The following is an 11,886-nucleotide window of genomic DNA, read 5'->3' as shown; positions in this document are numbered from 1 at the left end:
GGCAAGCTACGCCGAATCCGTTCACGGTTTCGGGCTATCGCTAGTGTCAGATAGCAAAGACCAACCTGTAAGTTCACAGAACCGCGCCTGTAGGCTCAAGGGGCCGCCCGCGTCCCCTTTCCCCAACACCCGGACAAATCACGTCCTGTGCGTCGCTGAAGCGCCACACAGCCCGCTCAGCCGGGCGGGCCGGACGCAATGAAGCCCCGGTGCTGCCGGAACGACCAAAAACCGGCTTAGTAGTGAGAGGGATTTATTACGGCTGAAGCCGTAATGCCGTCTAAGTCCTCGCGCCGTAGCGCTGCGGGGGGTCTCCGGCACTCCGTGCCTCCCATGCCCTGCGGGCATAAAAAAAGAGTTTTTTTGATGAATTTCATCTTGATAAAACACGTTATAACGTGTAATATTGTTTACATGGAAGGCGCGGTGCTTTCCCTGAAGGCCGAACGGCCAGGAGCTACAAATGAAAATCCAAAAAATCGCAGACGTTAAAAAAGAAGCACATATAGCTATCACTCACTTCCAGACCGGAAAAATCACCAAACTCGACCTTTATGCTAAAGGTGTCGAATTGACTCTCAAATTTAATGATTTGATGGATAACGCAGCATCTGATCCTACATATTATTTAGCTAAAGATACTGCTGAGCTGCTCCACGTAATTAAGCATTTTTCCTGTTAAATATATAGGGGGAGTAATCCCCCTAATAAGCCTCTGGTTAATTTTAATTAATATCAAATCTGAGAGATAAAAGATGGAATTAACAGCAATTGCTTCTTTAAAACGTAATGTCAAGTTCTGGATTGAACGATGTGGCTGTAATGACAAACAAATTATCGCAAATATTAAAGGCTGGTATAACTTCGCTTATTCACCAAGCGAACAAGAAAAAGCAAAGGAGGAAATTCTAAAAAGTTTTATGAAAGATTAATCTTGGGGTGGTATCAGGTTGCGCTAACAACCTGATACCGCATGACAAAGTAATTATTGGAGTAATCATTATGTCAATGAACAAAATTGTAAACATCGCAGATGCACTTGTAAAGGGCTGGGAGGTAAAGATCCCTGCGATGAAAGCTCATGAATGGGATGAGTTACGATGGTGGTTAGAGCACCTTAGAGGGTATGCGCACTAACTAAACTGGCGGGAGAAATCCCGTCTACTACGGCATTGGTTGTTCTGTTTTTGTGCGCTATAATTATGCACATAATTTATGTGCAGGAGGTTGTAATGAGAACCAACGTAGCTGAAAAAAAACGCAGTACTAACGTGTACTTAAATGCTGGTTTGCTTGAAGAGGCCAAAGAGCTGGACTTAAACGTTTCTGCGATATCTAACCAGGCGCTGGAAGTGGCCGTCAAGGAACGCAAGCGTGAACGCTGGATCGCAGAAAACCGGGTTGGTATCGAGGCGTTAAACAGCTTTGTAGAAGAGACCGGGCTTTTTTCAGATGATGAAAATTTCGGGGTGATTTAGTGAAACAGTTTGCAGTTTACAAAAATAAATCCCGGAACAAACAGGCGTACCCGTACTTTATTGATGTGCAGGCAGATATGCTTGCACATCTTAATACTCGCCTGGTTATGCCTTTAACACCGAAGGCTAACTCTAATTCACAGGTAAAAGCGTTAACGCCGGTTATTACAATCGAACAGGTCGATTATGTAGTGCTAGCTACCATGATAACGACAACGGATGTAAAAAACCTGAAAGCTGAAGATGCGGTTATGGATGCTTCACATTTACGTGATCAACTGGTTTCTGCAATTGATATGATGATTTTAGGTATTTAAAATAAAGAGGAATAATTATATGTGCTCAGATAAAAAATTACATTAACGTTAGAACTAGACCAGAATGTAGCATGGGCGCTGGCGCAGTTCTGCAAGCGTACAACGCATCAGGATTGCGCTGAACGTTCCACCTCAGAAGATGAAGCGTATCTGATGATGGATGGCGTAAATGCTGTTATGCGCGAGCTGGCTGAGTCCGGGATTAGCCCCAGATAACTGAGAAGGGAAAAAACAGTGAAAAGCTGCTTTCGAAGTTAGTATGGTTCGCCTGTTCACGCTGAAATGATGTACAATTGACCGTAGTTAATAATCCAAGTTTACCCTCCTGAGCTTCGCCCCGAATGGGGCGTTAGTCATCCGTTAGGCTGCAAAAAATCTGTGATATTTTATGGTCCGCCGCAGCTGCTGCGCGTAAAATGCTGGAGAAATCCGTCCTCGATGCATGGTGCTAGGATCGGTATTACTGGCACTCCGGGTGTGGCTGTGATGGTTGGCCGTAAGACTGGCGAGCAGTGCGCAGCCTGTCCGGTGATGCGCTTAGCGCATGGAGGCGCGGAACGGCTCTGAAATAGTGCTCTGTTGTGAAAACCGCGCCTGAACCCGGCGCAGCCGGTTACGATCACTGAAAGTGAGCAGATACGCCCCTCCTCCCTGCAAAGCCATAACGGGCTTACAGCGATGTTACTGCTGAGTTAAGGCCGAAGCCCCGGTGAGCGGTCAGGACGGCGCTTTTCGACGTTCTGAGCGTGATTTCCGGGGTCTTAACGGCTGTGACCAGCGGGAACTGACGTTTAGAGACTTATTGAGTTATAAATGAAGCGATGAATTTAGCGGGCGTAATGCCCGCTATGGTGGTTATTTTGAGGGGGATTTTTCTTGCGAACTAATGATCATGTTGAGATCGGATATTGTAGATTTTGCCGCGCTATAGACAGCAAATATAGCAGAACCTGACAATAATAGGGAAAAGGCAAGTGTACATGCGAGAATAATATTTAGTCTTCTGCTTTTTGGGTCGGCTAGCTCGAAATTTGCAATTCTCTTTTGTAACCCGTTAACCTTATCTTCAAGTTCGGAAAATACACTAACAGCGTGTTCATCCAGAGTTTGTTTTACTGAATTTTTCAGATCAACTAAAACCGCCTCTTTTTTTTGCTCAATGCTTTCACTCAGTTTTGAGGCGGTTTTCTCCGCCTCTTCGACTGCATTAGCAATAGTTTCGATTGAACCTGCTGTTGCCTGATTGATAGCTTCTGGAAGTGATTTTATATTGTCGTGAAGTACGCCTAAATCACCTATCAGCTCAATCAGGAGAGCATCACGCGCCGTTTTAGGTGCTCTGATTTCATCCTGCATGAATACTCCTTAAAGACTAAAAGAGGTTGGCGTAAACATCGTCAAGGTTGCGCTTTACGCCTTTAGCAAGTGATTTGAGGCCAAACATATCAGCCCATGCGTTTCTGTCTTTCGCGCTGGCCTCTTTATTTTTAAGGAGCGCTTTATAATCTGTGCTATCTGCAAGCAGAGCATCGACGGTCAGACCCTTAATAGATAAAGCATCAAAGATTTCATTTTCATAAATCGCACACTCTTTATTTAAAGAAAACGATTTTTCTTTTTTTATGGCGTGCAATGATGAATGGAAATTCATCATCAACATCCACATCAACGCGATTAAAGACCACTTTCACTTTATCAGCAGGGATACCAATACTTGCGAGCGTATCCAGCATTTGAATTGTTTCTTTTTGCTCTTTGGTTCCAGATGTTACGGGGATAACGAAATAATCAAATTCCTCATGGGAATCATCAAATTTAATCATGTTATTCATGAAGTCTTCAATGTTTGATGCACCAATATCAATTATTGCGTCGTCTTCTAACATTATTTTCTTGAACAGTTCACGGAATTTGTCGCCGTTCATTTTTTCAACATCAATCCCCAAGCCTTCGGCTGTTTCATTGATGGATTCAATGGCGAAAATGGTAGCGCCATTCATGCGTGGTGATAACAGATGCGCTGCCACGGTTGTTTTTCCAACGGTGCCAGTATAGTTAAGAATTGCTACTTTCATCTTCTTCTCCTGCTGAATTTTGAAGTTCTTCTAAGTCGATGGATTGCGATCTAAGTTTCTTCAGGTCGCCTGGATTTCTGATCGCCTTTCTCGGCTGTTCTACCGCTCGTCCATCACTTGATTTCGTTTGCTCAGGTTCGGCTTTGTTCACTGGTGGTACTTTCGTTACCCGTTCTATTTCACTGAGGCAGTATTTTTTTACATACCGGGTGAACTGCGGGTAACTCATTTCTAAATCAGGGTACGACTCAAAAATCATTTTCTGAGTTTCGCCAAGTGAAAGACGACTTTTGATCTCGTCCAGCCGTGGCAGGAATTGACTTCTCCCCTGTCTAGGTTGTTTACGCCAGTCTGACATGTTCTACCCCATGTGTTGAGAATGGCTCCATTTTAATCGGTTATCTGCACTTAATGCAATGTAGTGCAAGCTAATGCAACAACTTAACCTTGCAATGCAATCTAATGCAATGCAGTGCAACTGTCAACGGTTTTTGTGAAATTTAATGCAACTCTGTGCAATTCAGTGAAACCTCAGTTCTACAACAGAGGCACGTTACCGACTGTATACAAATGCCTGGCGGCCTTTGCATACAGTCGCGTGCCAAAGGGGATACCCCTTTGAAACCCCGCATGGCGGGAACATCGTCACCAGTTCAGGTAGGTCACTATGGCTGCTAAACAGAAGAAAGAAATTGTTGTTTCGTTGCGTATTACTCCTGACGAGTTTTCGCCATTTGAAAAGCAAATAAAAGAATCCCAACTCAGCCGTTCAGCATTTTTCAGAAAGCTGGTATTGGATAAACAAGGCTCAATAAACATTGAGGTAAAAGATACCCGCCAATTATTATACCTCTTTAATAAGTCCAGCAATAATATAAATCAACTTGCGTTAAAGGTTAATGTTGCTCATAAAAATGGTACTATATCTGACAGGAAGTATACTTTGTTTTTGAATGCCCTCCTCAATATCGAAGCGCTTATGAAAAAGGCGGTGGAAGATGCTGATTAGATGTAAAGGGTATAATTCCGGAGTAAAAGAATATCTGGAGGAAGGTCAAAAGTCTGGTCGAGAGTTTACACGCGATGAACTTGATGAACGTATCATTCTTGATGGTAATCTCGATCTAACCGAAATGATTTATAAAAGCATTCCAGATAAAGGACAAGATCGTTATCTGACCTTTACTCTGTCTTTTAAGGAAGAACAGATTGATGAGGGGAAATTATCCGAAATCACACGGGAATTTAAATCATTCCTGATGAAGTCGTATACATCTGAAGAATATAACTTCTATGCTGAAGCACACATTCCAAAAATTAAAACAATGAAAGACCGTAAGACTGGTGAATCGGTTGATAGAAAACCACATATTCATATTGTTATACCCAGAAAGAATTTACTTTCCGGTAATGAAATGAATCCTGTAGGAAGTTATAAGCAAAATGAAAAATACCTTGAGGCTTTTCAGGAGTTCATAAACCAAAAATATATTCTGGAATCCCCGCGAGAAAACATGCGTTTGACACCTACAGGATATGCGGACATGTTATCTCGTTATAAAGGGGATGAATTCCGAGCTAAGAATAAAGAATTTAAATTTAAAATACTTCAGCAGATTCACGATAAAGGGATAAGGACACGTCAATCATTTTATGATTTGGTCGCTGAATATGGTGAAGCGAGAATAAGAAATGCTGGCAAGGAAAATGAATATATTGCGGTTAAACTCGATGGTGATAAGAAATTTACCAATCTGAAAGAAACGATTTTCAGTGATGAGTTTATTGTAAACAGAAAGACTGCCCTGCCCCCGCTTGAACAAAATATTATCAATAGGCGATTTTCTGAATGGGAGCGACGGTCTGCTGAAATTAAATATATTGATAAAATATCTTCGGAAAGGTTCAGGCATAAATACTATGAATCCGATGATAAAACTAAATCAGACTTGTTAAATGGCTGTGTAAATAAATTTTACGAAGAAAATAGAGGTTCTAATGGCATACGAGGTGAATGGAAGGGAAATAGTCAGCGAGGTTTTGCTCAAGCTGAAAGAGGAAGTACTTCCTCATTTACCCATAGCTTGCAAGACCTGTCCAATGGCGATGTGGCAGGTGCATGGAGAGGGAAAAGAAATAAAGGCGTATTGTCGGGTGATGCACGTTTACACATGGCAGACCAGCAAACCCACGGAAATTCTGGATTGCGACGCACTCTATCAGACAGAAGAGGAGGAAGAAGAATAATCCGGAAGTTACAGACGCCCTACCCTGTAATTCCACGTCTGAAGAACCGTATCCCTACGTTGATTGACATTAAACGGAGAGGCGATGCCCTTTTCCCGGCAGGTTCTATTACTGGCAAGCAAGCGGTTGTTCCCTTTCAGAAATCTATTAATGCAAACGTAAATACATCTTCCCTGTCGGCCTGGCTTATCCGCCGCATAAGTGAGCAACCAGTTAGCCAAAACGTCAGCAAGCTACTCAAAACAATAGATCGTGACTTCTATGACATCCGAAGGGAGGTACTTGGCGATAAACGATTCAGCTATGAAGAGAAAAACCAACTGATTTCAGTCATGCATTTTGAGCGACTGAAAAGGAAAGATGCCGTCTTGAATAAAAATGAGGAATATAACATGGGGAGTAAAGAAATACGGGATATGCTCAGGAATGATGGTAATAAACCCGCTGGGTTTACTATCAGCGGTCCGGAGCTGGAAGAAAAACAGGATACAAAAGGCCGTTTTGCGCGAGTGATCGATAAACTGCGTAATCCTGTTAACTACTCGAAAGTTGCGGAAGAGTCGAGGAAAGCTGTTGAAAAGCAGCTCGACGCCAGCAACTTATATACAAAGCGAACCCGCAAAGGTCATGTTCATTATCTCGACAAAACCAGTGATAAAACATTGTTTGTCGATACAGGCAAGCTGATTACAATGCGGAAAAATGGCCTGAGCAGTGACAGTGTGGCCGTAGCGCTGGAGCTGGCTCAAGGACGGTTCGGCAGCACTCTCAATATCAAAGGTTCGCAGAAGTTTAAAGACATGGTTGTAAACGTTGTCGCTGAAAAAGGGCTGGATATCCATTTTACTGATAAAAGAATGAATGAAGCCCTTGAACTTCGTCGCGCAGAGCTGCTGAAAGCGAGAGAACAGCAATCCCGCAGCAGTGACACTGCATTTACCATTGGTGGTGCTGAACGCACTGTCAGCCGGGAAAATATCGCGGTTGCTAAGGAAGAAGAGCAGTCCGCGCAAGCTGGTTCAGGGAATATTGATGATGAGCCGTTATACCGTTCGGTTAATCATCTTGAAGGTAAAATTGTTAAGCACGGAGCCGCGCCATACCTTCATAAGGAAGGTAACAGCGACAGTTACTATATTGTTCTAAAAGATAAAGAAGGCCAGGAATCGACACAGTGGGGGGTTGGCCTGAAAGATGCCCTCAAGGGATTCCGGAGAGGTCAGGAAATCGCTCTGGATCTGAAAGAGTCAAAACCTGTTCAGGTCAGGGTCCGGGATGAGCAGGGCAAGTTTTCCACTCGTGAAGCTGTTAAGAACGTCTGGGAGGCTACCCGTCTTGATGGACCGCAACCAAAGAACCCGAAATTGAGTGATGTTGCCCGTCAAAACAGGGTTGTTAACGATCCGGATCTTATCCTCTTAAACCGCGATAATACATTGATTTTAGGCCGGGTCGTTGCCTGGCCTTTTTTGTGAGTTTGATCGTTGTTCTCAAGTTTGTACTTGATTGCGGCCATACTCATGTTCTATTCTGTGACAATGAGACGTATCGCGGAGGAGTGTAAATATGCCTCAAATCATCCTTAGCCGCAGAGTAGTCAGTGTCTCGGAGTTCAGAAAAAACCCGATAGAGTGCGTAAACTCAGGGAATGGAGAGCCTCTGGCGATTATGAGCTACAACGAACCAGCATTTTACTGCATCCCAGCAAAGGAATATGGCGAGTTGCTGCAAGAGCTTGAAGACGCAAAAAGTAAGCTTAAAGCAGTTAGTAACTGATTGAAGAAAAGGATCTTTGGTTGATCCTTTCATTATGTTTAACGATCATGAACCTCATTAAAAGTGAGACTAATAGCGTTAAAACAAGTAGTTAGAAGTACAGCCTTATCACAGCTGAATTGATCCGCTTGATGGATCGTGCTAGATTACGCTGGTTTACGAATTCTTACGGGTGGGACGTTCCCGGTAATAGCGTCTAGGGATGGGGGAACAGGCAAATGCCTAACCCCTGAATGCAAAAACCCCCCGAATATCTCTCGAACTTGCCGGGACGAAGATAATCAGGGGGCCAAAAGCAGGCGGCGTGCCTGTGAAGGATTATAGCAAATGTATAATCACATACAACCCCTTTGCACCGGCATAAGTGCGGACGGGTGTGAATAGTGCGAAAACACTAGCGCTTACAGCGTACCGACAAGTCAAAAATCCTTTCCCTAAGTTCGTTGCGCCGAAGAGAAAAGGCAGCAATGAGGAGAAAGCGACACTACCGTTTAACAAGAAGCTCATGGCTAAGGCTGAGGGTTTCACCAGACGTTACGACTTTACTCTCCATGTAGCATTTGCCCGTTCGCAGGGTAAGCGCTTCCGTATGCCGCCAGTTCTACGACTACGGGCTATCGAGGCGTTGCTACAGGGTATCTGCTACCACTACGATCCGCTTATAAACCGTGTTAATGCATCGTTAACGACAATTGCGATGGAGTGCGGTCTTGCGACGGAAACAAAGAAAAGTGGACTCTCTATTACCCGTGCTACCCGTGCGCTGCGCTCGCTGGCCGAAGATTTCGGTCTGGTCACTTACTCCGAAAAAACGTTTGATCCGGAGATCGGCTGTTACATGCCGACTGACATCACGTTTACCGGAGCTTTTTTTGAGGCGCTGGACGTATCCCCTGAAGCGGTAGCTGCTGCCCGCAATGGCCGTGCCGAGTGGAAGAACAAGCAGCGCGAACGGCGCGGCCACTCTCGCCTCGATATCGGAGATCTGATTAGCCAGGGCTGGAGAAAGTTCCACTCCCGCTTTAAAGAGAACCGCCTGAAACGTAAGGCCGAGGGTGAAGAACGCACCCGCGCCTTACGTGACGCCGAGCGCTCACGGAAGGAAGTAGAACAATCCGTTCGCGCTCAGGTTAACCGCGAAATCCGTCAGGGCAAACACATGAGTCTCACATTCTCCAGCATCAAGGAGCTGATTGCCGAGCGCGTCAGGATGCGCATGGTCAAATCGCGACGGTATACTTCCCGGCTATCGCCCAGCTAGCTCCCTTGTTTTTGTACTCCGATTTGTTTCGGAGGTATTGGCTCGCCCCTACCCTCTAACTGCTTAAATAACGCTCACCCCTTCGCCCATACTCCAGTCACCTCAGCAATTTTTAGCGCTGGTTGTCGCTGAAATGGTCAAAATATCTCTGCCTTTGATGTCGATTTATCGTTATACACATTTAACTGCAAGAGGCGATCTTCAGTCAGTGCTATCCGAAGTGTCTACAAACTGCCACTAGTCTTTTAAAAATCCTTTAAGATCCCTATTTCTTTTAAAGTAAATAACTTATTCGGCGGCTGTCCTGTGGACAGCTTATAATGCCCGCCCTTACAGCGAGCTGCGCTCGCGTCGGTTCGGAAATCGCTACGCTCAAAGTTAGCACCCGCTAAAGCGGGCAAAAACAGACCCGAAATGTGCAATTAAGCCTCTAAACGTCTGCTCCCGCTGGTCACAGCCGTTAAGACCCCGGAAATCACGCTCAGAACGTCGCAAAGCGCCATTCTGACCGCTCACCGGGGCTTCGGCCTTAACTCAGCGGTAAACATCGCTCTAAGCCCGTTATGGCTTTGCAGGGAGGGGGTTGGGGCAGTGACCACACAGCAGCGTGCGTGGACGTGCTGCCGTGGCTCTGGTCAGATACGGTGGTAGTGGGTGCATTATCCCCGTTCAGGGAAGCAAGGCCCGGCGGTTTGCATCCTGTACCTTATTTCAGGTTCGGTGTGCCGCCTTCTATGCGCTACGCGCATGAAAAACAAAGATGCCAGCATTTTTTGAGCTTCAGCTGCGGCCGGCAACCTGATTTTGCTGTCGTTTCTTCCAGTCCGGATGGGATGGCCAGTTTAATTCTGACAGCAAAAAGTGTCGGTTGATAAAATCGTGAGTTTCGGAAATGTCGGCGGTTCCGGCGCAGAACCTAATCTGTCAATGGTCTTTCGGAACTTTAACTATACCGTCAGCGATCCCCTGGGCTATCAGTTCCATTATCCGGGCAAAACGTAAAAATCCACTGTACTGCTGACAGATGTAGTCCATCTGGATCTTGGATGAGCTGTCCATTACTTGTTTGAAAGCATCCATATAATCGTAGCACCCGTGTAACAGCTGTTCGTCACCGATAACTGATACAGGAAAGCTATTGGCATAGTCATGGATTAACTTAGCCAGCTGACGTTGTTCTGCGCTTAACGTAATCACTCTTGGATCTCCAGAAATTTTACCGGATAAAGTCTACCCTGGCTGAGATAAAATAAAAGCCGCGAAAGCGGCCTGTGCATTTGATGTATAACGTTATACACTAAAATAATATTTGAATTGATGGTCCGAGAATTATGATTTATCTATATTGGTGTATAACGTTATACAACTTTATTGCTGAAAGGTATTTGCCAGACTAACGTACAAAAATTTTCGATCTCCAAACTTACCCCTGACTGGAGTGGCAAATCAACGCAAGGAATGAGCCTTGTTGCGGCATATCGCAAAATGGTTCACCTTGAGCCATTTTATCAACCATCAGGACAACCCAGCCTACCGCCAGAGCCAGTAACAGTATTTTCATCATTTCTTTTTTATTTGACGACATACAGCTTCCTGTTTAGTGTATAACGTTACACATTGTTTTAGATGGCGTGTCAGTTTTCCTCTTTATGATGTGCAACGTTATACATCGTTATTTTTTTACAGGCTTTCGCCCGGTTCTTGGCCGGTTAAACTCTGCTTCACGGATCAGATCTGCCCGCTGTTCCTCCCCCATCATATCCAGTGCCTTAAGCCCCGCCCGGACAACGCTGATACGCATGGCGTGATTTTCTTCGCTGTACTGGTCAAGCCTGGCTATGTCCTCTTCCAGTAGCGGAAAATTCACCCTTGTGATCACACTGCCCGATGCCGGACGATGGCTGGTTTCGCTGACCAGCTCCCGCAGCGTTTTATTCTCGTCGATATTTTGCAGTGCCGGGCTGATTTTCAGTTTTGTGGTACGTTTACTCATAACTCCCCTTATAGTGTATAACGATATACACTATTTAATTATGCGGCTAACAGTTCCAGCTCACGAAGCAGCAGCTCAATCTCACCCCGCGCCAGATTCCCGCGACGGTCATTATATTCATGTACCGATAATCCCTCGTTGTAGGCCCGTTTGTACGGCTTGCGCAGGTAGAGCCGCTGCCGGGCTACCGGAAGCCAGTTCTCCTGATCGGCCTCGATGTCCCGCCTGAAATTGGAGGCGTCTTCATCTGCCGGGTGAGTATCGCAGCGGTTCATGACCAGCACGGCTTTCAGCGTTTTGTTTACCGATGCCTGGTACTGGCGAACATCGGCGACAACCAGGCCCAGCGTATTGATCTCAATCTGGGAGGAGGGGTCAAGGAGCGAGATAAACAAATCGGCCACGGCCAGGCATTTGCTGAACTCTGGTGAACGGCGTCCCGGAGCATCAAGCAGCACGAAGTCATATTTTTTGTCCAGCTTACGCGCCATTGCCGGGATATCGTGATAGCACTCATAGTAGTCCACATCCGGAACGGTTCCCTGTGAGCGGCGCTCGTCCAGCCAGTCTTTCACGCTGTGCTGGTCGTCGCACTCAAGCGCAGCAACACGTTTACCGCTCTTCAGGATCAGACACATCAGGATATGAATATAGATGGTGGATTTACCCACTCCGCCTTTATGACTGCCAACGAGAATAATCATAGTGCCTCACTAATAATGTATAACATTATACACCG

General features: G+C 45.4%; 17 protein-coding genes. 9 read left to right on the top strand and 8 right to left on the bottom strand.

Annotation, left to right across the window (positions count from 1 at the left end; genetic code table 11):
• The first annotated feature begins 463 nt into the window (after window positions 1-463).
• The 5 genes from AC3RPL_RS26325 to AC3RPL_RS26305 all read left to right on the top strand — a co-directional run bounded on the left by AC3RPL_RS26325 (window position 464) and on the right by AC3RPL_RS26305 (window position 2,011).
• Complete coding sequence (locus AC3RPL_RS26325) at window positions 464-682, top strand: hypothetical protein (RefSeq protein WP_490742171.1); 219 nt, start codon at window positions 464-466, stop codon at window positions 680-682.
• 73 nt (window positions 683-755) lie between these two features.
• Complete coding sequence (locus AC3RPL_RS26320; protein ID WP_006122538.1) at window positions 756-932, top strand: hypothetical protein; 177 nt, start codon at window positions 756-758, stop codon at window positions 930-932.
• Window positions 933-1,232: 300 nt separating this feature from the next.
• Window positions 1,233-1,478 carry a type II toxin-antitoxin system CcdA family antitoxin gene (locus AC3RPL_RS26315; protein WP_490742169.1) on the top strand — a complete coding sequence of 82 codons (246 nt, stop codon included), beginning with the start codon at window positions 1,233-1,235 and terminating at the stop codon, window positions 1,476-1,478.
• On the top strand, window positions 1,478-1,795 hold the full coding sequence (locus tag AC3RPL_RS26310) for a CcdB family protein (RefSeq protein WP_490742168.1): 318 nt from the start codon (window positions 1,478-1,480) through the stop codon (window positions 1,793-1,795). Before AC3RPL_RS26315 ends, AC3RPL_RS26310 begins: the two co-directional genes overlap by 1 nt.
• Before the next feature lie 36 nt (window positions 1,796-1,831).
• Window positions 1,832-2,011, top strand: a complete 180-nt coding sequence (locus AC3RPL_RS26305; RefSeq protein ID WP_490742208.1) for a DUF7706 family protein — start codon at window positions 1,832-1,834, stop codon at window positions 2,009-2,011.
• Window positions 2,012-2,650: 639 nt separating this feature from the next.
• On the opposite strand, the gene AC3RPL_RS26300 is transcribed toward AC3RPL_RS26305, so the two are convergent.
• Genes AC3RPL_RS26300 through AC3RPL_RS26285 form a run of 4 tightly spaced genes read right to left on the bottom strand, consistent with a single transcriptional unit; the run spans window position 2,651 to window position 4,228 of the window.
• Window positions 2,651-3,151 carry a hypothetical protein gene (locus AC3RPL_RS26300; RefSeq protein WP_490742167.1) on the bottom strand — a complete coding sequence of 167 codons (501 nt, stop codon included), beginning with the start codon at window positions 3,149-3,151 and terminating at the stop codon, window positions 2,651-2,653.
• 16 nt (window positions 3,152-3,167) lie between these two features.
• Window positions 3,168-3,449, bottom strand: a complete 282-nt coding sequence (locus tag AC3RPL_RS26295) for a hypothetical protein (protein WP_490742166.1) — start codon at window positions 3,447-3,449, stop codon at window positions 3,168-3,170.
• The gene (stbB, locus tag AC3RPL_RS26290; RefSeq protein WP_490742165.1) at window positions 3,388-3,870 is read right to left on the bottom strand and encodes a StbB family protein; all 483 of its coding nucleotides are present in this window, start codon (window positions 3,868-3,870) and stop codon (window positions 3,388-3,390) included. Before stbB ends, AC3RPL_RS26295 begins: the two co-directional genes overlap by 62 nt.
• Window positions 3,851-4,228: a hypothetical protein gene (locus AC3RPL_RS26285; RefSeq protein WP_490742164.1), complete on the bottom strand. Its 378-nt coding sequence runs from the start codon at window positions 4,226-4,228 to the stop codon at window positions 3,851-3,853. Before AC3RPL_RS26285 ends, stbB begins: the two co-directional genes overlap by 20 nt.
• 309 nt (window positions 4,229-4,537) lie before the next feature.
• On the opposite strand from AC3RPL_RS26285, the gene AC3RPL_RS26280 reads away from it, so the two are divergent.
• The 4 genes from AC3RPL_RS26280 (at window position 4,538) to repA (ending at window position 9,154) form a co-directional block, all read left to right on the top strand.
• The gene (locus AC3RPL_RS26280; RefSeq protein ID WP_137273499.1) at window positions 4,538-4,879 is read left to right on the top strand and encodes a plasmid mobilization protein; all 342 of its coding nucleotides are present in this window, start codon (window positions 4,538-4,540) and stop codon (window positions 4,877-4,879) included.
• The gene (locus AC3RPL_RS26275; protein ID WP_490742163.1) at window positions 4,869-7,592 is read left to right on the top strand and encodes an LPD7 domain-containing protein; all 2,724 of its coding nucleotides are present in this window, start codon (window positions 4,869-4,871) and stop codon (window positions 7,590-7,592) included. The genes AC3RPL_RS26280 and AC3RPL_RS26275 overlap by 11 nt, the downstream gene beginning before the upstream one ends.
• Before the next feature lie 91 nt (window positions 7,593-7,683).
• Entirely contained in the window at window positions 7,684-7,893 is a 210-nt protein-coding gene (locus AC3RPL_RS26270; protein ID WP_490742162.1) for a type II toxin-antitoxin system Phd/YefM family antitoxin, read from the top strand.
• 376 nt (window positions 7,894-8,269) lie between these two features.
• The gene (gene repA / locus AC3RPL_RS26265) at window positions 8,270-9,154 is read left to right on the top strand and encodes a plasmid replication initiator RepA (RefSeq protein WP_490742161.1); all 885 of its coding nucleotides are present in this window, start codon (window positions 8,270-8,272) and stop codon (window positions 9,152-9,154) included.
• Between the two features lie 924 nt (window positions 9,155-10,078).
• Here repA and AC3RPL_RS26260 read toward each other — a convergent pair.
• The 4 genes from AC3RPL_RS26260 to AC3RPL_RS26245 all read right to left on the bottom strand — a co-directional run bounded on the left by AC3RPL_RS26260 (window position 10,079) and on the right by AC3RPL_RS26245 (window position 11,851).
• Entirely contained in the window at window positions 10,079-10,351 is a 273-nt protein-coding gene (locus tag AC3RPL_RS26260; protein ID WP_490742160.1) for an arylsulfatase regulator, read from the bottom strand.
• Window positions 10,352-10,577: 226 nt separating this feature from the next.
• On the bottom strand, window positions 10,578-10,739 hold the full coding sequence (locus tag AC3RPL_RS26255) for a hypothetical protein (protein WP_490742159.1): 162 nt from the start codon (window positions 10,737-10,739) through the stop codon (window positions 10,578-10,580).
• 87 nt (window positions 10,740-10,826) lie between these two features.
• A complete protein-coding gene (locus AC3RPL_RS26250) occupies window positions 10,827-11,147 on the bottom strand; it encodes a hypothetical protein (protein ID WP_006122554.1) in 321 nt (106 codons plus the stop codon).
• A gap of 38 nt (window positions 11,148-11,185) precedes the next feature.
• Window positions 11,186-11,851 (bottom strand): division plane positioning ATPase MipZ, encoded by a 666-nt coding sequence (locus AC3RPL_RS26245; protein WP_476408766.1) that lies wholly within the window; start codon window positions 11,849-11,851, stop codon window positions 11,186-11,188.
• Window positions 11,852-11,886 lie beyond the last annotated feature (35 nt).

Source organism: Erwinia papayae, from assembly GCF_058241465.1.
The sequence above is the reverse complement of the archived record's forward strand: the minus strand, read 5'-3'. Positions and strand labels throughout refer to the sequence as shown.